Source organism: Limosilactobacillus caviae, assembly GCF_014635905.1.
Lineage (GTDB): Bacteria > Bacillota > Bacilli > Lactobacillales > Lactobacillaceae > Limosilactobacillus > Limosilactobacillus caviae.
Genome location: NZ_BMDS01000007.1, coordinates 53,053 through 75,590, shown reverse-complemented (window position 1 = coordinate 75,590; position 22,538 = coordinate 53,053). Strand labels below are relative to the sequence as shown.

22 protein-coding genes and 1 other RNA gene are annotated in these 22,538 nt (G+C 38.7%); 7 read left to right on the top strand and 16 right to left on the bottom strand.

Annotated features, from left to right (window positions below):
• From IEU90_RS09600 to IEU90_RS09590, 3 genes are all read left to right on the top strand, one after another.
• A partial coding sequence (locus IEU90_RS09600; RefSeq protein ID WP_188358060.1) for an LPXTG cell wall anchor domain-containing protein occupies nt 1-422 on the top strand: 422 nt, incomplete at its 5' end.
• A 28-nt stretch (nt 423-450) separates the two neighbouring features.
• A complete protein-coding gene (locus IEU90_RS09595) occupies nt 451-900 on the top strand; it encodes a hypothetical protein (protein WP_153710712.1) in 450 nt (149 codons plus the stop codon).
• The gene (locus tag IEU90_RS09590; RefSeq protein ID WP_153710713.1) at nt 893-1,078 is read left to right on the top strand and encodes a hypothetical protein; all 186 of its coding nucleotides are present in this window, start codon (nt 893-895) and stop codon (nt 1,076-1,078) included. Before IEU90_RS09595 ends, IEU90_RS09590 begins: the two co-directional genes overlap by 8 nt.
• Before the next feature lie 396 nt (nt 1,079-1,474).
• Here the strand turns inward: IEU90_RS09590 and galE are convergent, their stop codons facing one another.
• The 16 genes from galE to tadA all read right to left on the bottom strand — a co-directional run bounded on the left by galE (nt 1,475) and on the right by tadA (nt 15,426).
• Nucleotides 1,475-2,470, bottom strand: coding sequence for a UDP-glucose 4-epimerase GalE (gene galE / locus IEU90_RS09585; RefSeq protein ID WP_153710714.1), 996 nt, complete (start codon nt 2,468-2,470; stop codon nt 1,475-1,477).
• Between the two features lie 109 nt (nt 2,471-2,579).
• Nucleotides 2,580-3,551 (bottom strand): Ppx/GppA family phosphatase, encoded by a 972-nt coding sequence (locus IEU90_RS09580; protein WP_153710715.1) that lies wholly within the window; start codon nt 3,549-3,551, stop codon nt 2,580-2,582.
• 3 nt (nt 3,552-3,554) lie between these two features.
• Nucleotides 3,555-5,795, bottom strand: coding sequence for an RNA degradosome polyphosphate kinase (locus IEU90_RS09575; protein WP_153710716.1), 2,241 nt, complete (start codon nt 5,793-5,795; stop codon nt 3,555-3,557).
• Nucleotide 5,796: 1 nt separating this feature from the next.
• Nucleotides 5,797-7,311, bottom strand: coding sequence for an exopolyphosphatase (locus tag IEU90_RS09570; RefSeq protein WP_188358059.1), 1,515 nt, complete (start codon nt 7,309-7,311; stop codon nt 5,797-5,799).
• Between the two features lie 253 nt (nt 7,312-7,564).
• Complete coding sequence (locus IEU90_RS09565; RefSeq protein WP_153710717.1) at nt 7,565-8,323, bottom strand: acyl-[acyl-carrier-protein] thioesterase; 759 nt, start codon at nt 8,321-8,323, stop codon at nt 7,565-7,567.
• Between the two features lie 9 nt (nt 8,324-8,332).
• The gene (gene rsmI / locus IEU90_RS09560) at nt 8,333-9,199 is read right to left on the bottom strand and encodes a 16S rRNA (cytidine(1402)-2'-O)-methyltransferase (protein ID WP_188358058.1); all 867 of its coding nucleotides are present in this window, start codon (nt 9,197-9,199) and stop codon (nt 8,333-8,335) included.
• Nucleotides 9,200-9,207: 8 nt separating this feature from the next.
• Nucleotides 9,208-9,558 (bottom strand): DNA replication initiation control protein YabA, encoded by a 351-nt coding sequence (locus IEU90_RS09555; protein ID WP_153710719.1) that lies wholly within the window; start codon nt 9,556-9,558, stop codon nt 9,208-9,210.
• A 10-nt stretch (nt 9,559-9,568) separates the two neighbouring features.
• On the bottom strand, nt 9,569-10,582 hold the full coding sequence (holB, locus tag IEU90_RS09550) for a DNA polymerase III subunit delta' (protein WP_188358057.1): 1,014 nt from the start codon (nt 10,580-10,582) through the stop codon (nt 9,569-9,571).
• A 13-nt stretch (nt 10,583-10,595) separates the two neighbouring features.
• Nucleotides 10,596-10,919 carry a cyclic di-AMP receptor DarA gene (darA, locus tag IEU90_RS09545; protein WP_153710720.1) on the bottom strand — a complete coding sequence of 108 codons (324 nt, stop codon included), beginning with the start codon at nt 10,917-10,919 and terminating at the stop codon, nt 10,596-10,598.
• Nucleotides 10,920-10,936: 17 nt separating this feature from the next.
• Nucleotides 10,937-11,578 carry a dTMP kinase gene (tmk, locus tag IEU90_RS09540; protein WP_153710721.1) on the bottom strand — a complete coding sequence of 214 codons (642 nt, stop codon included), beginning with the start codon at nt 11,576-11,578 and terminating at the stop codon, nt 10,937-10,939.
• A gap of 9 nt (nt 11,579-11,587) precedes the next feature.
• Complete coding sequence (locus IEU90_RS09535; RefSeq protein WP_153710722.1) at nt 11,588-11,836, bottom strand: YaaL family protein; 249 nt, start codon at nt 11,834-11,836, stop codon at nt 11,588-11,590.
• A gap of 4 nt (nt 11,837-11,840) precedes the next feature.
• A complete protein-coding gene (gene recR / locus IEU90_RS09530) occupies nt 11,841-12,443 on the bottom strand; it encodes a recombination mediator RecR (protein WP_003666331.1) in 603 nt (200 codons plus the stop codon).
• Between the two features lie 3 nt (nt 12,444-12,446).
• The gene (locus IEU90_RS09525; RefSeq protein ID WP_153710723.1) at nt 12,447-12,755 is read right to left on the bottom strand and encodes a YbaB/EbfC family nucleoid-associated protein; all 309 of its coding nucleotides are present in this window, start codon (nt 12,753-12,755) and stop codon (nt 12,447-12,449) included.
• 21 nt (nt 12,756-12,776) lie between these two features.
• Entirely contained in the window at nt 12,777-14,606 is a 1,830-nt protein-coding gene (dnaX, locus tag IEU90_RS09520; protein WP_153710724.1) for a DNA polymerase III subunit gamma/tau, read from the bottom strand.
• Between the two features lie 174 nt (nt 14,607-14,780).
• An RNA gene (gene ffs, locus IEU90_RS09515) (signal recognition particle sRNA small type) lies at nt 14,781-14,878 on the bottom strand.
• A gap of 35 nt (nt 14,879-14,913) precedes the next feature.
• Entirely contained in the window at nt 14,914-15,426 is a 513-nt protein-coding gene (gene tadA / locus IEU90_RS09510; RefSeq protein WP_153710725.1) for a tRNA adenosine(34) deaminase TadA, read from the bottom strand.
• Nucleotides 15,427-15,687: 261 nt separating this feature from the next.
• Here tadA and nrdH point away from each other — a divergent pair, with 261 nt between their 5' ends.
• The 4 genes from nrdH (at nt 15,688) to adhE (ending at nt 22,535) form a co-directional block, all read left to right on the top strand.
• A complete protein-coding gene (nrdH, locus tag IEU90_RS09505; RefSeq protein ID WP_153710775.1) occupies nt 15,688-15,909 on the top strand; it encodes a glutaredoxin-like protein NrdH in 222 nt (73 codons plus the stop codon).
• A 100-nt stretch (nt 15,910-16,009) separates the two neighbouring features.
• Nucleotides 16,010-18,181 carry a class 1b ribonucleoside-diphosphate reductase subunit alpha gene (nrdE, locus tag IEU90_RS09500; protein ID WP_153710726.1) on the top strand — a complete coding sequence of 724 codons (2,172 nt, stop codon included), beginning with the start codon at nt 16,010-16,012 and terminating at the stop codon, nt 18,179-18,181.
• Nucleotides 18,182-18,300: 119 nt separating this feature from the next.
• A complete protein-coding gene (nrdF, locus tag IEU90_RS09495; protein ID WP_188358056.1) occupies nt 18,301-19,320 on the top strand; it encodes a class 1b ribonucleoside-diphosphate reductase subunit beta in 1,020 nt (339 codons plus the stop codon).
• A 578-nt stretch (nt 19,321-19,898) separates the two neighbouring features.
• Nucleotides 19,899-22,535 carry a bifunctional acetaldehyde-CoA/alcohol dehydrogenase gene (adhE, locus tag IEU90_RS09490; protein ID WP_153710728.1) on the top strand — a complete coding sequence of 879 codons (2,637 nt, stop codon included), beginning with the start codon at nt 19,899-19,901 and terminating at the stop codon, nt 22,533-22,535.
• The last annotated feature ends 3 nt before the right edge of the window (nt 22,536-22,538 follow it).

Here is a 22,538-nt window from a genome sequence, read left to right as displayed (position 1 = left end):
CTACACCTGCATCTGACAGCACTTCTGCTACACCTGCATCTGACAGCACTTCTGCTACACCTGCATCTAACAGCACTTCTGCTACACCTGCATCTAACAGCACTTCTGCTACACCTGCATCTAACAGCACTTCTGCTACACCTGCATCTGACAGCACTTCTGCTACACCTGCATCTGACAGCACTTCTGCTACACCTGCATCTAACAGCACTTCTGCTACACCTGCATCTGACAGCATTACTGTTACACCTGTATCTAACAGTACTTCTGCTACACCTACATCTTATATTACCAATAATGCCCAGCAGTTACCTCAGACTGGTAATAAAAATAATAATGCAGCTGCAATGGCTGGACTAATTACTTTAGGATTATCTGGTCTATTAACTGCATCTGCTGTCAGTGCTAAAAAAAAGCAGTAAATTATTCCAAAATTAGGAGTGGTTTAATGTGAGTACATGTATCACAAAAGAACTATCTAACGCTTTAAACAGTTTAACTGAGAACAATGAATGGGGAAATTCTTCTCAATCTATTGATAAGATGTTACAACCTAAGGATTGGCGAATGGTAGAAATTAAAAAATTTAGAAAACGTTTAAAAGAACAGGAAAAAAAAGGAGACCGTGAGGCTATTAAAAGTATTAATGAGTTCTTTAATACTCATAATATTAATGATAAAATAGCTAGAGCTGTATTATTAAGAATTTGCGGTGTTGATGTTAGAACCATTTGTAAAATTGTAAAATTAAGCGTAAGTGCATATACGTCCCATGTGACACCATTACTGCGAAATCATAAAAGCATATTTACTGACTCAAGCTTAAAGAATACGGCTTATGTTTTATGGCACTGTAATTTAGATGTTTTATTAGAAAAAGGAGAATTATCTTTTGAATAGTGATTTATTTGATAAAGCTATTAAACTAGCTAAAACTCAGATGTTGTATAATGCATTATTATCATTAAAAAATCAAGATGATGATAATAAAATTGTTCCAACAAATTCAGATATTACGTTAGATTTAGTAATGATTTTTTATAAAAAATTACTTAATTTACGAAGTCCTGAAGAATAAATGATAAATAAAATGTAAGCGAATTGTATAAATACCAACAATTCCTACCTACAAAATGATATCGATGCTACTCAAAAAATGTGAGTAGCATTTTTTATATAAGTAGACAATCAATTCTTAAAAAGGAAATTTTTGATTTTACGGTTAATTTTTTCTAAAGGACTATTGGAAAACTTATAATTAGAGCACCTTTGATTCTCTCTTCAAGAATTTGGTAAACCTTATTAAAGTCAGCGAATTTATTAGTAATTAGGTTAACGGTATTTTTTAATATGTATTCCTTTTTTATCTTACTAATATTCATTTTAAAGGGAAGCGGAGTTAGATGAAATATTTAAATTTCATCTAACTCCGCTTATCATTAATGGCCTATGCCACAATATTCCTTCCTATTTATTAGTCACGATCGTCATAACCCTTTGGATGAGTAGAGTGCCACTTCCAAGCAGTAGCAATAATATCATGAACATCATCGTACTTAGGATCCCAGCCAAGAATGTTACGAGCCTTATCACTAGCGGCAACTAATGAGTCAGGATCTCCAGGACGACGTGGTGCCATCTTTGCCGGAATTGGTTCACCAGTAACCTCACGAGCAGCTTCTAGCATTTGCTTATTTGAGAACCCAGTAGATGAGCCAAGGTTAAATGCATTACTCTTGTTGCCTTCCTTAAGGTACTTGATCGCAAGGATATGCGCATCTGCTAAGTCCATAACGTGAACATAATCCCGCACGTTAGTACCATCTGGCGTATTGTAGTCATCCCCAAAGATACTCAATTCTTTTCGCTTACCCTGAGCAACTTGAAGAATAATCGGTACTAAGTGTGTTTCTGGACCATGATCTTCACCAATCGTACCATCTGGAGCAGCCCCAGCAACATTAAAGTAACGGAGAGCAACGAACTTAATGCCATAAGCCTTGTCCGCCCATGCCATCATTTCTTCCATCATTAACTTACTCAAGCCATATGGGTTAATTGGCTTTTGCGGATCAGTTTCCTTGATCGGCATGTGTTCTGGAACACCATAAGTAGCAGCAGTTGAGCTAAATACAATGTACTTAATATCATGATCATGCATTGCTTCTAGCAAGGTGATCATTCCGCCAGTATTGTTATCAAAATACTTCAATGGTTTGCTCATTGATTCAGGAACGATTGAGAAAGCAGCAAAGTGAACAACTGCTGTAATATCTTCATTATCAAAAATCTTATCTAAGAATTGACGATCACGGATATCGCCCTCATAAAACTTAGCCTTAGGATTAATTGCATCACGGTGACCTGTTGATAAGTTATCAGCAACTACTACGTCTTCACCGTGTTCAATAAGGTCTTTTACCATATGGGAACCGATATATCCGGCACCACCAGCAACTAAAATTGACATCTTGTTTCCTCCTTGATCGAACTAAAGCTTTCATAGTGATTGTAGCACAGTTTTACCATCACCAATCAGTAAAATTTAGTAAAATAAAGTAAAAATTTAACTATGATTATTATAGTGACGATTTTAACTGTTCAAAATCAATCTGTTGGTCTAAGTATTTAAATAAAATACCTTCTCTTAACCCGCTGTTACTAAAACTAATTTCATCAATTGATAGTTGTCGCATCAATGAGATTAACGGGAGGAGGCCACCGACGATTACATCAGCCCGAACTTTAGTAATTCCTCGAATCCCCGCGCGTGTCTGGCGGTCAACTTCTAATAACTGCCGCATGATTAAAAAGGCTTCTTCTGACCGCATTGTCAATCCATGCACCGGGCTGACCGTTTCCGGATTAAGTGCCTGCTGCCAACGATATACTTTGGCTAATGCACGGTTACAACCGCCCAACGCAATAATCTTGGTCTGACGCATGCGATTAAGCCACAGTTGTTGTGAAAGAACCTCGTCAATTCTAACCATCGCATCGAAAAGGTCGGCCGGATTAATCTTATCATCAAGGTGATATGTTTGTGAGATACTAACAGACCCGATTGGGATACTAACAGTCTCTTCAGCCTCACCATTATTAACTGAGATCAATTCCATACTTGCCCCGCCGGTATCAATAATGATGCCCTTATCAATCGGCAGTGTTTTACTAACGCCAACATAATCAAGGTAGGCTTCTCGTTCACCGCTAATTACCCGAATATCAAAGCCTGTTTCCCTTCGCACTTCTTCAATGAATTGAAGTTGGTTCTGCGCTTGACGAACAGCAGCCGTCGCAACTGCAATAATTATTAAATTTTTATTCCGATACTGATCACAAATTGTCCGAAACTCTTTTAGTGCTGCAATAGTCCTCTTTACTGGTGCAGGCTTAAGTATTTTCTCCGGTCCCATATTCGATGCAAGACGAACATACCTTTTTTCATATTGAACGGTTTCATAATTACTGGTACTTTGAATCCGTGTTATTTTAAGGCGAACTGAATTTGATCCTAAATCAAGAATTGCAAGATATTGCTCTTTGCCCATAAACTATTCATCCTTTCGTTCATCTAAGTGCAGACTTGAAACATGACGAGTCAAAGTCTCAAAAACTGAGGAAAAATGCTTTTTAGCCTTCTTTTCCTTTTTCTCCTGGTCATTTAACTTCATTGCTTGTTTGACAAAGTACTCTTGGGAGCTAAAAGGAGCGGCATTCCCACGATCAATCCGTTCATAATGATCACCAACGAGTTTACGGGCTTTAACATTATCTTTCCACATCACATCAAAAATATGAATTGCATGTGCTTTTGTGTCAGATTGGTTTACCGGATAAAGTTCTTCAACCCGCCGATTAAGGTTTCTCGTCATCATATCTGCACTAGCAAGATAAACCTCTTCATGACCGTTACTCTTAAAGTAATAGATTCGTGAGTGTTCAAGGAACCGACCAACAATCGAATGAACTTCGATATTGTTATGAAGCTCTGGGAGATCATTTCGTAAACAGGTAATCCCCCGAATAAGCAATTCAACCTTGACGCCATTAGCAGCCGCATCATATAGACGGGCAATAATTTGTTTATCCGACAATGAATTCATTTTCATCCGAATTAAGGCTGGATTACCGTTCTTCGCATTTTCGATCTGCTCATCAATTTTTGCGTTGATAAAGGTCCGAATTCCATCAGGAGAAACTCGCAACTCATTGAAGTAAGCCGGGCGGGCAAAACCGGATAGCATATTGAACAGGTTGGTCATATCAATTCCGAGTTCATGGTCACATGTAAACAGCCCCATATCGGTGTAGAAGTGAGCCGTGACATCATTGTAATTACCGGTTCCAAGGTGCATATACCGACGAAGGCCATCTTCATCCCGCCGAATAACCAGCGCAACCTTACAGTGGGTTTTGAGTCCTACCAGTCCATAGATAACGTGACAACCCATTTGTTCAAGCCGTTGCGCCCATCGAACATTATTTTGTTCATCAAAACGGGCTTTAACTTCAACAAGAACCGTTACCTGTTTCCCCTGTTGCGCTGCCATCCCTAAATATTTAATGATTGGGGAATTGCCTGATACTCGATAAAGCGTCATCTTAATCGCTAATACATCAGGATCAACAGCTGCTTGATGAATAAAGTTTACCACCGCTTGGAAGTTGTCATAAGGGTGTTGCATTAAATAATCTTTATGACGGATTGAATTAAAAATATTATGTTCCATATCTAATTCTGGATTAAGGTATGGCTTATATGGCGGATAGCGTAAATCATCATGTCCATCGACCATCCCTGATAACTTCTTCAAAAAGGTTAAATCTACCGGTCCATCAACCTCATATAGGGATCGTTCGCTTACATGCAGGTTATCAATCAGCTGCTCCTTTAACCAATTGTCAATTGATTGGGGAACTTCTAGCCGCATTACCTGACCGTGTTCTCGTTCACGTAACTGGTGCTTTACCGCGCGCAGTAAATCAGAGGTATCTTCCTCTGCCACATCTAAATCCATATCCCGCATTACCCGGTACGAAGCCGTTGCTAAGATCTCATAGCCAGGGAAAAGTGCTACTAAAAATTCAGTAATAATCTCATCAATCAAAATGAAATTATTTTCTCCGGGCAACCGAACTAACCGCTTATAAATTTCTGGAACCCGGACCGTTGCAAATTTAATATCCGCTTCTTGACGATCATCATGTGGTTCTGCTTGCGGACGGTGAACTTCTTGATCGCCTTCTAGAATTGCTTCTTCCTGATGAGCCGTTGGTTGAGTACGCCGGCGAAGTTGCACGGCAATGTTTAAAGAATTATTTGAAATGAAAGGAAATGGTCGTGAAGCATCATCCGCCATCGGGGTTAACACGGGCATCAATTCATCATTAAAGTAACGGCGAATAAATTCGTACTGCTTTTCGTTTAAGTCCCGCACATGCAAAATCTGAATATCATTTTTAGCAAGTTCAGGTATAATCTGCTGGTTATAGACTTCATAACGTTGCTTAACCATTCGGTGTTCTTTTTCGTTTACCGCATCTAATTGTTCCTCTGGTGTTAAACCTGATGCATCTGTGGTAGTAACATTAGCAGCAGCGAGTTTATGCAAAGAAGCCACCCGCACCATAAAGAATTCATCCACGTTACTCTGGGTAATTCCCAAAAAGTTGGCCCGTTCTAATAATGGATTTGCGGTGTCCGTTGCTTCACCCAATACGCGACCATTAAAATCAATCCAGCTCAATTCTCGATTAACATAATTTTGCGGCTTATAAAAATCCTTATACATATTAACGATCACTCCTCTCAGTTAAAACCGGCTGAATACCATATACATCCCTAAATAATTGTGATTTTTGACTAAAGGACCATTTTTCAAGCACTAGGTCGTCACTCGCCGTTGCTTTAATAATTAACTTACTATCACCAACAAGTTTTAATTTAATACTCGAGATTTTTTGCAATCGTGAGTCATCTAACGCATCAACCAATCGTAAAATAGCGGCTAGTTTAGCTACCGGCATCTGAATTTCATCATCAAGGTGTCGATAATGAGCCTGACTGATATCCGGTGATTCCGCACTATGATACCGAGCAACTTCTGCAATAATTCGATTATCCTTATCCGAAAGACCAATTAACGGCGTCGTTTCCATAATATAGGCCGAATGCCGGTAATGTCCCCGTTGGTTGATAAAATTACCAATATCATCAATTCGACTAGCAATCTCTAATAATAACCGCTCATGCTGACCTAAACGGTGAATCGGGCGTAACTGATCGAAAAATTGAAGTGAAAAATTGGTAACGAAATCACGGTGAGCTGAATCAACTCCATACCGTTCTGAGATATTGTCAGCAGCTGTCCTAATCATTTCATTAATTTGTCGTCTTGTTTGATCATTATTGACACCGATCCCGTGGGAAATTCCATCCATTGTTGAGATATCTGTAACATATATTCCTGCTGGTTGGATTAACCTAACAGTCCGGGCCGTTACTAAATAATTTGGCAGTAATAATTCAAATTGCTGGTCATCAATCTGAATATTTTTAATCAAACCATCTTTTACGGGAGAAAGAATCTTTTGATAGTCTTCATGGAATTTATCAAGCGGAACTTCCGCAATTTGCCGATTATGAGGCAGAAATAGCTTATTAAGTGACAATGCGTTTTGAATCATCATCACTGTATGCTTCTTCTTAGTTAATTCGGGAGTTAGATATTCTAATTTACTGCTAATATAGTCTTGAATAATTTCGGTCGGATTTGTAGCTGTCTTACGGAGACGGTTCACTAGATGACTAATCTTAGCATTCCCCAGGTCTATATCCCAAGCACGCTCAAAACTCCCATGATGAAAGTACGCCAAAGTTGTTGAACTAAGACCAATGCTTAATAGGTACATATTATGCTTGCTCAGCTTAGTAAACTCCGGCAATAGGGTAAGGAGATAACTCATTGATTGCGCCATTAGCTGATTATTATTCAACCATTCAATCTTCATCCCCGTCCGTACCTCCAATTGATCGGCCACATAACGGGTTGCCACTGGATCAAGGTCTTCAAGATCGCCATAAAATTTTACGGGAGTTGCTTGATAATCCTTAATAATCTGTTTAAATCCCTCAATATTATTAACAATTGCCGACATATTTTCCGAATAGTTGGCAACCTTAGTTTTTCCAATATTTAAGAGACCCGATTGAACATTATTCACGACTTTAAGCGTTGAAACTTCTATAATTCGTAAATTTACCTGATCGGGTTCGAGGTAAATTATTGCCGTTAATGATCTTTTCACGTCAACTCACTCCTCATAAATTACTACTATTCATAGAATAACATCTTCACATAAATGTCTCTACATCAAACCACTTAGATATTAGCCAACAAGCTTAAAGTAGTCATCAATCGCGGTATTTCTAATATATAAAAACAACCCCTAAAGTCCGAGAAAAACGAACTCTAGAGGTCTCTATTTATGTTCCTTAAATATTACTAGGATATGATAATGAAGTCTCAAACAGCTTCTGCCATGTTCTCCTTCTTTGTTTTTAATACCATTCAATTTCAGCAATCGCATCAATTTGGTTATCAGAACTGATTTGATGGCGGGTTGTTCTTTGACCTTCTATTAGCTTACTAACCTTACTATCAATCTTTTCACCATCGCGAACTTCCTGTAAATACTGGAGGTTAAACTTTTTCAACCGATGTGTTTTCAAAAAATCACGGCCGAGCGGATCAAGCAGCCAATCAAAGTAGCGGGCGTTATTAACATGGTGGTTGGCATCAAGGTCAAAATAACGGACACGGTAATCTTTTTCTACAATCGGGGCATTTTCATTTAACTTTTGCGGACGCTTCAATCGCGGAATTCGTTTAACAACTGGCGAATGAAATGGCTCAATTAAGGTTGTCGGAATTGATTCCATCCTCCTTGTCTTTAAATTCATAAAAACAAAAATAGCCTTAATTCGTGCATATTCAATATTATGCTCTTTATCTGTTATCCAAAATTCACGAACAGCAAAAAAACGATTATAGGCGACAGCTCGTGTTCCCAAAATAATCGTTTCACCAAAAACGGGTTGTTGTTCGGCAAGCTGTCCTTCATACCCGCTTACTACCCACGTGCCGCCAGTTGCCTGAACTTTTTCAATGCCCATCCCTAACGCCATGCTGTGTTCATCCGAAGCCATCGAAATCATACTTAATAACATACTCATACTAGGGTGGCCGGTTTCATCACACTCATAATACGTTAATAAGTGCGGCATCTCATAAGTTTGCGTTTTCTGCTTTAGTTCCATAATTTTCTCCTACAATTGGTGATACTGTTTATATAATTCTTGCCGCTTTACATTATTTTTTTTAGCCACTAATTTAATAGCTGCATTAGTAGATAAACCATCCAAAATTGCTTTATCTACTTGTTCAGTTAGCGACAGCTGTGAATCATCATTTTGTTCTTCAACTGGATGATCGTTCCCAGCTACTAAAATTACAAATTCACCACGTGGTTGATGGCTATCGAACCACGTCGCTACTTCAGATAAGGTACCGCGCGTGAATTCTTCGTAACGTTTAGTAAGTTCGCGAGCTAAAACCACACGGCGTTCTCCCCCAAAGACTTCTGCCATCGTCGTTAATGTCTTCTTTAATCGATGTGGCGCTTCGTAAAAAATCATCGTTTCTTCACGATTCTTCAACTTTTCAAGCGCTGCGACCTGCTGTTGGTGTTTACGTTCTAAAAAGCCAAAGAAATAAAACGGCTGCGGAACTAAGCCTGAGGCAATTAGCGCTGTTAAACCAGCGTTCGCACCAGGAAGCGGAATAACTGGTAATCCCTCTTTTACAGCAGCCGCAACCAACTCTTTTCCTGGATCAGAAATCGATGGCATTCCCGCATCACTACACTGCGCAATAGAGTAACCAGCTTTTAATTTTTCAATCAATTCTGGGACACGCTGTTCAGTATTATGCTCATGAAAACTAATCTGACGAGTTGTAATATCAAAATGATTCAACAATTGCTGAGTATGCCGAGTATCTTCAGCAGCAATCAAATCAACTTCTTTTAAGGTCTTGATTGCACGAAAGGTCATATCCTCCAAATTGCCGATTGGCGTTGGTACAAGATATAAGCTTCCTAATTGATGTTCATTAAAACTACTAATTTGCTGCATAAAATCTCCTATTTCATCATTCCCTGATCATGCCCAAAAATTGCATCAAGACAGAAAGTACATGATTCATTCGGTTCGAGTCTTTTACCATAGTATTCACTACATACGTGAAAGCCCTGTTGGTAAAGTTCTTTTAAATTTTGACGAGAAACAGAAAGCTGATCTTTATTACGTTGCGGCCGATTTTCTTTTATAACCTGTCTTAAATGTTTGTTTTCAATTGAAAGCTCAACATTTTCTTCAGAAATAGCAATAATTTTTGCCTGTAACTGCTCCATCTTTTTTACTAAATCCTGTGTTTGGCCCATTACCTGCGCAAATTGTTCATAAAGATTATCTGAATTATATTCTTCACTCATCTTCTCGCCCCTAACTAATGCTTAAGATTTGCACAAGCCGAATCGTTAACTGTTCAACAACATTTTGAAAACTAATATTTTGCTCTAACATATGACGCGTCTCTAAGGTTGCTTGGCTAACTGCTAGTAACTGCGCAGGAGAGTGTTTCTTTACTACTTCTTGGATCGCCGTTAATGCATTGCTAAAGTGAAGACGGTCAGTATCCGTAATACCTGTACTAACCATTAAGGTATCACGCCAAATCAAGGTAATAAGATCAAGGATAACCTGTTGCTTTTCCCGATCAGCTGCCAGCTTTAATAAAATTGTCTGAACATCAACGAAGCCCAGCATATCAGCCTTTCCAGTATCCTTATACCACTGAATAACAGCTTTTATCGTATCATCAAACCAATTATCCTTTTGCCACTGTTCAATAGTCGCTACTGAATCCGTAATTCCTACTGCAATTTGACGCTGTGTTGCCGATATATCATGTTCAGCTAATACCTTTAATAATGCAGCCCTTTTCAATGGCGGAAGTTCTATTACTTGTGTCCGTGATCGGATTGTCGGTAATACCGCACTTTTATTGGTTGTTAACATCAAAATATATATACCGGGACCGGGTTCTTCAATAAATTTGAGGAGACTATTAGCAGCTCCATTAGTCATTTTGTCAGCATCTCTAATAATAAAAACCTTTTTATTACCTTCAACTGCACTTTTAGAGAATTCAGCTTTTAAGCGCCGAATCTCATCAACTTTTATCTGACGGCCCTCTGGAGCTGCATAGACAATATCAGGATGGTTGCCTGACAATATCCGTTGGCACTCAGCACATACCAAATCCGGCTCATTATTTTGCGGATGTAAGCAGAACAAACGCAACGCCAACCACTTTGCAATAGACATCTTGCCTGAGCCTCCCGGACCCACCAATAAATAGGCATGGGCAAGCTCACCATTAGATAGTATCTTTTGAAAACGCGTAATTATCGTTGGCTGTAGTTGTTCAGCACGTGTTCGTTCCTGTTCAGCCACCCATCTCACCTACTTAAAATTTAATGAAGTCCTCAACTGGTAAAACAAAGACCGTTGCCCCGCCAATCTTAACATTAACAGGAAAGGCCGAACCACCTTCAACATCCATATGCATTTGTGATGTCACATATTGTTCACGTGATTCCGCATTCTTTTTAATTACAGCTAATACATCTTGGACGCGTTCGTCTTCAATCCCAATTAAAAATGTTGAGTTACCTTCACGTAAAAAGCCACCAGTTGTTGATAACTGCGTAACGTGGATTTCTGCTTTATTAAAAGCCTTCCGTAAACGATTGCTGTCTTTTGATTGAACAATTGCAATAATCATTTTCATATTAATCACCCTTTTTATTAAAACAAATCTGAAAACCGGTCATGAATTGTCATCTTTACGTCTTTAATTACATTTGCTAACGGCTGACTTGCATCAATCAACTTGATTCGGTCTGGATGGGCATTATAAAGCTTCAAATACGACTGACGGACAGTCTGGTGAAAAGTAAGTTTTTCTTTGTCTAACCGGTTAACTTGATCAGATCGATGCTCAGCAATCCGTTCAAGGCCAAGTTTCGATTCGATATCAAGATAAATTGTTAGTTCTGGCATTAACCCATTGATAGCAAATTGGTTAATCTGCCAAATCTCTTGTTCTCCAAGACCACGGCCCGCACCTTGATAAGCAATTGAACTATCTACATACCGATCACATAGGATTACTTTCCCCGCTTTTAAGCCTGGAATTATTTCTGAAACAATATGTTGTCGTCGTGCTGCTGCAAAAAGTAATGCTTCTGTTCGAGCATCCATATCAGTATTTTGACCATCAAATAATACTTGTCGAATTTGCTCAGAAATCTTGTTACCACCTGGCTCACGTGTATACATTATCTTTTCTTTACCTAGCTGTTGTTCAAGGTCTTCTTGAATTTGCCGAATAACACTCGTTTTGCCTGCGCCATCCGGTCCTTCAAATGATATAAATTTTCCGTCCATGTTTCTCTCCTAGCGATCAATTACCCCGTCATTCAGCGTACCATGTACTTTAAATTTACGAGCAATCTTATACAAGTATAAAAACTTCTGCTCCTGAATCCGCGACCGGTAATGCAGCTCACTATTAACATTAGCTTCGTATACTGCACGTTCAGTCTCACGTGCATGATCCCAACTCGCCTTTGTAGAATATACCGCTTCTAAGAGACGACGATTTCGTTCACGCTCAACTTCTTTTGATGGTCGTTTAAAAAACATTCTTTTACATCTCCGTTCGCCCTTGCACAGCCTTAAATAATGTCATTTCATCTGCATAATCGATATCAGCACCAACTGATAATCCATGTGCCAATCGTGTAACTTTAATTCCAGCAGGTTTGATTAATTTAGCAAGGTACCCAGCTGTTAACTCGCCATCAGATGAAGCATTAGTAGCAATGATGATCTCTTTTACTTCATCATCCTTTTTCAATCTCTTAAGCAGGCTAGTAATGTTTATATCTTCTGGTCCAGTACCGGCAACTGGCGAAATCACGCCATGTAAAACATGATACAAACCGTGGTATTCATGCATTCGTTCCATCGCCATTACATCTTGCGACTGTTCAACAACTAAAATTTGTGAATGGTCACGGGTCTTATCGCGACAAATCGGGCACGGATCATCTTCTGTAATATTGCCACAAATACTGCAATTATGAAGATCTCTTTTAGCAGATAAAAGTGACTTAGCAAAATTTGTTACATCGTCTTCCTGCATACTTAAAGTATAAAAGGCAAGACGAGTAGCTGTTTTTTGACCAATTCCCGGTAACTTAGTATAACTTTCGATTAATTTTGCTAACGGTTCTGGATACTGGATCACTTTTTACAACCCCATACCTTGTGTGTACTTGCCAAGCTTTTGCTGTGTGGCTTCATTAACTTGCTTCATCCCATCCTTAACAGCAGCAATTACTAAATCTTGCAACATATCAATGTCATCTGGGTCTACCGCTTCCGGTTTAATCTTTAAGTCAACTAACTGGTTATCGCCGCTAAAAGTAGCCGTTACCATATCATCCGGTGCCTTACCAACAAATTCTTGTTTTGCCAATTCTTCATGTTCTGCCATCATTTTCTTTTGCATTGCCTTAGCTTGCTTCATCATTTGTTGCATATTCATTCCACGCATCATAGTATCATCCATCCTTTATATTTAATTATCTTCTATTTTAACAATATCACTGCCAAATAGCTTTTGCGCTGTCGCTACCTGGTTATCTTGCACATTCTCTTGCTCTGCCGGTGCCTCATCTTCTGGAGGTAGCGGTGGTTCTTCAGGAGAGATGGCTGAAGCAGCTTGCGTTTGACTAGTAGTCTTGGCAGCTGCTGGCTGATTTTGCTCAGATACCTTTGTTTCCTTTTGTTTCTTGCTAAAACCATGGTCCCTGATAAAGTCTTGGCGAATCTTCGGCCACTTATCTTTTGGTACAAAGACAACCTGACGTTCATTCCCAGTCAGCCTCTGAAGCGCATCTTCCATATTCTTTAATAAGGTCGTGTCATCAGCAGCCTGTTGGAATAAAAATGGATAGTCAAACGCCACAATTATTCCGACTGCACTAGCTGCAACCGGCTGAGAAACATGCAATAACGAACGCTGGGGGACAGATAGCAGATTTAACATATCTCCCCATAATTCACGAACATTAACTAAGTCTTGGCGAGTGGCGTTTTCCAATACCGGATAAACCTTATTAAGATTAACCTGCACTTTCTTTTGCTGAACCCGCGGCTGTTCGTTTTGTGAACGCGAGACCGGACGACTGGCCCTTGCAGGACTGCTCTGTAATTGCTTAACGGTTTGTTGTAACTGTTGAACTTCCTGTTGCAGTTTTTCAATTGTCTCGTTTTTAGAAATATCAACTGAAGACTGAGTAGTCAATTGTCCATTACTATTACGATTAACTTGAGCCAGTTTAATCGTAAGAACCTCTAAATATACATCCGGATGAGTTGTAAACCGCATCTCCTCTTGGATGTTATTTAACTCGTCAATCATTTGATACAAAGTCTCTGAAGATGCTAACTGTATTAGTTCTTCAAAGTCCTCTTTTTTCAGGCCGGTACTCTCAATGCTAATCAGACTTGGAGATTCCTGATATAACAAAATATCACGAATAAAAGAAATCAAATCTTCAATAAAGCGTTGACCGTCTTTTCCTTCAGCTAAGATGTCTTTCATGGTATCAAGAGCGGTTGCTCCCTCATGTTTGCAAACTTCTAAAAAGTATTTTTTTAGCAATTGTTTGGTAACACTACCAGTAACTAACAGCGCATCGTCTAGCTTTACTTCATTATCACTGAAAGAGAGAACCTGGTCAAGAATACTCAACGCATCCCGCATCCCCCCTTCAGCAGCATTTGCTATTACCCACAATGCCTTTTCATCATAAGTAACCTTTTTTTGATCAAGAATAAATTTCATTCGATCAAAAGCATCTTGTGCTGAAATTCGATGAAAATCAAATCTTTGAACCCGCGAAATAATTGTTAACGGAATCTTATGGGGTTCAGTTGTGGCCAAGATAAAAATAACATTAGCCGGTGGTTCTTCAAGTGTCTTTAACAGAGCATTAAACGCCCCAGTTGAAAGCATGTGTACTTCATCGATAATATAAACTTTGTAATCCGCTTGTGTGGGGGCATATTTTGCCTTATCCCTAATATCGCGGATCTCTTCAACCCCATTATTTGACGCAGCATCAATTTCAATCACGTCGTTTAGCTGACCGTTCGTAATAGCCTTACAAATATCACATTCATTACAAGGCTCACCATCTTTTGAATAATGACAGTTAACCGCCTTAGCAAAGATTTTTGCTGCCGAGGTTTTACCAGTACCACGCGGACCAGCGAACAAGTATGCATGGCTTATCTGGTGAGTGATAATTGCGTTTTTTAGGGTTCTTGTAACAATCTGTTGACCGACAAGATCATCGAATCGCTGTGGTCGCCAGACACGATATAATGCCTGATAACTCATCGCTAGACTCCCTTTCCAAATTTAAAATACCATAAAATATTATACTAGGTATTAAGCATATAAAGTAGTTAAAATATATATTAATTATTTTAACTAAATTTTTAAAATAAAAAGAAGTATGAAAAAATAAAAGAGACTGTGAAAATATTATTTTCCACAATCTCCAGCTTAATTATCAATAAAACTTAGAGCACAAGGTATATCATACTTAGTGCTGCTTCCTTCCAGACCTGACACGGTTCGTAAGCATACCCTTGCTCTAAGGCCTTACGGCAAATAGTATAATACACTATTTTTCTTTAAATTGCTAGAGGTTAGTTCTATTTTTTCGCCGTGCCTCTTTACGCCGGCGCCGGATCTCACGGAAAAAGTTTTTTAGCATTTGGCTGCATTCATCGCCTAAAATCCCTGAATAAACATTTACTTGGTGGTTTAAACGGGAATCATTTAATAAATGGTATAAACTATCAACAGCACCAGCCTTAGGATCTGCTGCCCCATAGTAAACATTCTTTATCCGTGCATTTATAATTGCACCGCTACACATAATACAAGGTTCCAAAGTAACATATAAGTCGCAATCTTCTAACCGCCAGCTTCCCATATTGGCACAGGCCTCCATAATTGCAAGCATTTCAGCATGGTAAGTTACATCTTGAAATTTTTCGCGCATATTATGGCCGCGTCCAATTACTTGTCCATTATGAACAACGATTGCACCAATTGGTACCTCGTCTAAAATCTTGGCTTGTCTTGCCTCTGCAATTGCTAATTTCATAAATTTTTGCTGTTCAAGTAATGATGAATTATTTTTTTCCATTATTTTTCTCCAACTACTTAAAATTCACCTGCTATTCAGTGTATAATACTAAATTAGTTTTTCAAATTAATTAATTTTGCTAATCACCTGTTCAAAAATTTTATCAAAAAAAGTTTCACAGGTGTTAATCACTAGCTCAAGCACTATATGTTGTGTTTCACTATTTATTCAACACGAAATATAGTGCTTTTTTAATTGATTTTTTTCAATTCCCCGTTATACTAGAAAACATCGACTAACCGATTAGGAGGCCTCATGAAAATGGTAACTGTATTTTCAAAAAATAATTGTATTCAATGCAAAATGACAAAACATTTCCTCGAACAACACAAAATTTCATTTATTGAACATAATATAGATGAACAGCCAGAATACATATCCCAACTTAAATCTGAAGGTTTTATGGCAACACCTGTTGTAAAACTTCCCAACGGTCAAGCATTTTCTGGTTTTCGTCCTGATCAATTAAACCAGCTTGCTTAATTTTAATTAATCTAGCACTCTTGCCAGGCATCAATTCGCTATTGGTGCGCTGGCTTCTTTATTGACATAATCAAATTAATCCAGAAAGTGAGTTATTAAAATGGCGTTATCTGATATCGATATGACCAAAGTAAAATATTACGATTACAACAACGAAGTAAACATCCCTAAAAACGGACAAATTCAACTAGATAAAGATAAGTTAGCCTTGGAAGACTTTATCAAAAATAACGTTGTACCGAACACTAAAAAGTTTTCTTCCTTAAAAGAACGTTTTCAATGGTTAGAGGAGAATGACTATATTGAAGACGGCTTTATGAGCAAATATAGTGAGGCATTTATTGAAAAGCTTTACGACTACTTAAAAGCACAAAATTTTCACTTTCACTCATTCATGGCCGCATATAAATTCTACGCGCAATATGCTTTGCGGACGAATGACAAGGAATACTACCTTGAAAACTACATTGACCGTGTTGCTATGAATGCTCTTTATTTGGCAAATGGAGATGAAGAACTAGCAATGCAGCTTGCTGATGAGATTATTCACCAGCGTTACCAGCCTGCAACTCCAACATTTCTTAACGTTGGACGGAAGCGGCGTGGTGAATTTGTCTCTTGCTTCGCTATTCAACCAACCGATGATATGAATACGATTGGACGAACCATCAATTCTGCTCTCCAGCTCTCAAAGATCGGCGGCGGTGTTGGAATCAATCTAAGCAACCTACGTGAAGCTGGCGCACCGATTAAAAAGATTAAGGGTGCGGCCAGTGGCGTAGTGCCGGTCATGAAATTATTGGAAGATAGTTTCTCCTATTCTAATCAGCTTGGTCAACGGCAAGGTGCCGGAGTAGTTTACCTTAGCGTTTTCCACCCAGACATCATTGAATTCTTAGGAGCAAAAAAAGAGAATGCCGATGAAAAAATCCGCCTTAAGACTCTTTCACTCGGAATCACTGTTCCTGATAAGTTCTATGAATTAGTTGAAAAGAATGCTGAGATGTACTTATTTAGTCCCTATGATGTTGAAAAAGTTTACGGAGTGCCATTCTCTTACGTTGATATTACTAAAGAGTACGACAAGCTCGCAGCAAATGACCAGATTCGGAAGAAAAAGGTTAATGCCCGTGATCTTGAAGATGAGATTAGTAAACTCCAGCAAGAATCTGGTTACCCATACATTATTAATATCGATACGGAAAATCGTGATAATCCAATCAATGGTAAAATTGTCATGAGCAACCTCTGTTCAGAAATCGCTCAAGTACAAGTACCTGCACGGGTAAACGACGATCAATCATACTCAGAAATGGGAATTGATATTAATTGTAACCTTGGCTCAACTAATATTGCAAATATGATGGAAAGTCCTGATTTTGGTAAATCTATTAAGGCAATGATGCGTGGCTTAACACGAATTAGTGATGTAGAAGACTTAGATGTTGTTCCGACTATTCAAAACGGAAATCGTCTTGCGCACTCTGTTGGTTTAGGGGCAATGGGACTGCACAGCTATCTTGCTAAGCATCATATTCAATACGGCAGTCCAGTTGCCATTGAATTTACCGGTGTTTACTTCATGCTTCTAAACTACTGGTCGCTTGTCGCTTCAAATGAGATTGCTAAAGAACGACAGGAAACTTTCCATGATTTTGAAAACAGTAAGTATGCTAACGGAACATACTTTGATAAGTACGTCACTAAGGATTGGGGACCACAATCTGATGTGGTTAAGGATCTTTTTGACGGAATTTTTATTCCAAGCACTGAAGATTGGCAAAAGCTAAAGGAAAATGTTATGCGAGATGGTCTCTATAATCAATATCGTCTTGCTGTTGCGCCAAATGGTTCAACTTCTTATATCAATGATTCTACTGCCAGCTTGCACCCAATCATTAACCGTGTTGAAGAACGTCAAGAAAAAATGATTGGTAAAATCTATTATCCAGCCCCATATCTTTCTAATGATACTATGCCTTATTACCGGTCAGCTTACGATATGGATATGCGGAAAGTAATTGATACATATGCCGCTGCTCAGCAACACGTTGACCAGTCACTTTCAATGACGCTCTTTATGCGCTCAACGATTCCTGCCGGGCTTTATGAATGGAAAGATGGACGGACAGATAAAATGACTACCCGTGACCTAAACATCTTACGGCACTATGCTTATAAGCGTGGTATTAAATCAATTTATTATATTCGGACGTTTACTGATGATAGCGATGAGATTGGTGCTAACCAATGTGAAAGCTGTGTAATCTAAGCCCCATTGAAATTTGATTTAAATGTTGGGCACTGGTAAACTTGATATTATGTATACAAATGGCTTTTTGGTAAAAAACACCACTTACCAAGAGCAACGTATTTGGAGGAGCTCAATCAATGAAACTGGAAGAATTTAAACCTGTAACTCAATATAATGCAATCAACTGGAATGAAGTTTCGGACATGATCGATAAAGCCACATGGGAAAAGTTAACAGAACAATTCTGGCTTGATACCCGAATTCCTGTTGCTAATGACATGGATGACTGGCGTGAATTAGATGATGATCACCAATGGACTGTTGGCCACGTTTTCGGTGGATTAACCCTTCTTGACACTGTTCAGTCAGAAGCTGGTTTGACTGCCCTTAAAGAGGATGTTAAGACTCCTCATGAAACAGCCGTTCTTAATAACATTCAATTCATGGAATCAGTTCATGCTAAGAGTTATTCCACAATCTTCTCTACTCTTAATACCCCTGAACAGATCAAAGAAATCTTTGAATGGTCTGATACGGAAGAATATTTGCAAAACAAGGCTGTGAAGATTGCTAATATGTATCTTGATCCAAGCCAAGATCCACTCAAGAAAAAAGTAGCTAATGTTTTCCTTGAAACGTTCTTATTCTATTCTGGTTTCTATACTCCTCTATATTATCTTGGACACAACAAGTTAAACAACGTTGCTGAAATCATCAAATTAATTCTTCGTGATGAATCTGTTCACGGAACTTACATTGGATACAAGTTCCAAGTAGGAATGCGGGATCTGACTGAAAAGCAACAACAAGATATGAAAGACTGGATGTATAACTTCCTTTATGAACTTTATGATAATGAAGAAAAGTATACTCACCTTCTTTACGATCAAGTTGGCTGGACAGACGATGTATTAACCTTTATTCGTTATAATGCTAATAAGGCTTTAATGAATCTTGGTCAAGACCCGCTCTTCCCTGATACTGCTTCTGACGTTAACCCAGTTGTTATGAACGGTATTTCAACTTCAACTTCTAACCATGATTTTTTTAGCCAAGTCGGTAATGGATATCGCATGGGAGCCGTTGAAGCAATGAATGATAGCGATTATGACGTTAAAGATCCAAATGCGGGAAAAGATATTAATGCTCGCGATTAAATCGAAAAATAAACTTTAATTGCTTAAATAATGCAATTTATAAATGGGGACTCCAGAGCTCAACTATGTTGAACTCTGGAGTCCCCATTTTTATATACTAAGATGTAATTACGAATATTTTGATCACGCTTTTTCTTAAGTATCAGTTAATTTTTTTAATATTCTTCCACGTTATTCCAGCAGATAGCAACCCAGCAAATAATCCCAAAAGTACAGAGCCAAGAATTATAATAAATCCTGCTGTAAGATTCCACTTGATAGCATTTAAATCCTATTTTTAATTAAAGATTATTCAAACAAAGGATCCTTTTTCCTAAAATATTATTATTAATTTGCTATTGTGAAATCTAAATCAATTGATCTGATTTTGGATAATTTACTTATCAGGTCATTTAAAAATAATACCAATATTTTTTACTGTTATATCAACTTTATCCCTACAACAATGTAAGCGAATTCAATAAAAATAACCATTGTTTAAACGTTCACAAAGGTATTTACAAACCAAAAAAATGTAGTAATATTATACATGTTCAAAAGTTAACAAAGAAAAAGAATTGAAAAAGGAGATTTCAATTATGCCTGCTAACAACAAGAAACAAGTTGAAAAGAAAGAATTAACTGCTGAAGAGAAAAAGCAAAATGCTCAAAAGCTAGTTGACGATTTAATGGCTAAGAGCCAAGCTGCTTTCGAACAATTACGTTACTACTCACAAGAGCAAGTTGACAAAATTTGTCAAGCAATGGCCCTTGCTGCTGAAGAACACCATATGGATTTAGCTGTTGACGCTGCTAATGAAACTGGTCGTGGTATTGCCGAAGATAAAGCTATCAAGAACATCTACGCAAGTGAATATATTTGGAACAACATCCGTCACGATAAGACTGTTGGTATTATCGAAGACAACGATGAAGATCAAACTATCACGATTGCTGATCCTCTTGGTATCATTGCCGGAATCGTTCCTGTTACTAACCCAACTTCCACTACTATCTTCAAGTCAATCATCAGTGCTAAGACGCGGAATACAATCATCTTCTCATTCCACCGTCAAGCAATGAAGTCATCTATCAAGACTGCTAAGATTCTTCAAGAAGCCGCTGAAAAGGCTGGTGCCCCAAAGAACATGATTCAATGGCTTCCTGAAAGTAGTCGTGAAAACACTACTGCATTACTTCAACACCCTAATACTGCTACTATTTTAGCAACTGGTGGTCCTTCTCTTGTTAAGGCAGCTTACAGTTCTGGTAACCCTGCCCTTGGTGTTGGTCCTGGTAACGGTCCGGCTTACATCGAAAAGACCGCTAACATCGAACGTTCTGTTTACGATATTGTTCTTTCCAAGACATTCGATAACGGTATGATTTGTGCTACTGAAAACTCTGTAGTTGTTGATGAAGAAATTTACGACAAGGTTAAGGAAGAATTCCAAAAGTGGAACTGTTACTTCTTGAAGCCAAATGAAATTGACAAGTTTACTGATGGCTTCATCGACCCAGACCGTCATCAAGTTCGTGGTCCAATCGCTGGTCGTTCAGCAAACGCTATTGCCGACATGTGTGGAATCAAAGTTCCTGACAATACTAAGGTTATTATTGCTGAATATGAAGGTGTTGGTGACAAGTACCCACTTTCAGCTGAAAAGCTTTCACCAGTATTAACAATGTACAAGGCTACTTCCCACGAAAATGCCTTTGACATCTGTGCTCAATTATTACACTACGGTGGTGAAGGACACACTGCTGCTATCCACACCCTTGATGATGACTTAGCTACTAAGTACGGTCTTGAAATGCGTGCTTCACGGATTATCGTTAACTCACCATCTGGTATTGGTGGTATCGGTAACATTTACAACAACATGACACCATCCCTTACTTTAGGTACTGGTTCATACGGTAGCAACTCAATTTCTCACAACGTTACTGATTGGGACCTCTTAAACATCAAAACAATTGCAAAGCGGCGTGAAAACCGTCAATGGGTTAAGATCCCCCCAAAAGTATACTTTCAACGCAACTCACTAAAAGAATTGCAAGATATTCCAAACATTGATCGGGCATTCATCGTTACCGGTCCTGGAATGAGCAAGCGTGGTTACGTTCAACGAGTTATCGACCAATTACGTCAACGTCAAAACAACACTGCCTTCTTAGTATTTGACGATGTTGAAGAAGATCCATCAACTCACACTGTTGAAAAAGGTGTTGCCATGATGAACGACTTCAAGCCTGATACAATTATTGCCCTTGGTGGTGGTTCACCAATGGATGCTGCAAAGGCTATGTGGATGTTCTACGAGCACCCAGAAACTTCATGGTACGGCGTTATGCAAAAGTATCTTGATATTCGTAAGCGTGCTTACCAAATCAAGAAGCCTACTAAGTCACAACTTATCGGTATTCCTACTACTTCAGGTACTGGTTCAGAAGTTACTCCATTTGCGGTTATCACTGACTCAGAAACTCATGTTAAGTACCCACTTGCCGATTACGCATTAACTCCAAACATTGCGATCGTTGACTCTCAATTCGTTGAAACTGTTCCCGCAACTACTACTGCCTGGACTGGACTTGACGTTTTATGTCACGCAACTGAATCATACGTATCAGTAATGGCAACTGATTACACTCGTGGTTGGTCTCTCCAAACAATCAAGGGTGTTATGGAAAACCTTCCTAAGTCAGTTCAAGGTGATAAGTTAGCTCGTCGTAAGATGCACGACTTCTCAACAATGGCCGGAATGGCATTTGGTCAAGCATTCTTAGGTATTAACCACTCCCTTGCCCACAAGATGGGTGGAGCATTCGGTCTTCCTCACGGTTTACTTATTGCCATTGCAATGCCACAAGTTATCCGCTTTAATGCCAAGCGTCCACAAAAGCTTGCTCTCTGGCCTCACTATGAGACTTACCACGCAACTAAGGACTACGCTGACATCGCACGTTTCATTGGTCTAAAAGGTAACACTGATGAAGAATTAGCTGAAGCATATGCTAAGAAAGTTATCGAACTTGCTCACCAATGTGGTGTTAAGTTAAGCCTTAAGGACAATGGTGTTAAACGTGAAGACTTCGATAAGGCTGTTGATGATCTTGCTCGCTTAGCCTACGAAGATCAATGTACTACTACTAACCCAGTTGAACCACTTGTTAGTCAACTTAAGGAATTACTTGAACGTTGCTACGATGGTACTGGCGTTGAAGAAAACTAATCT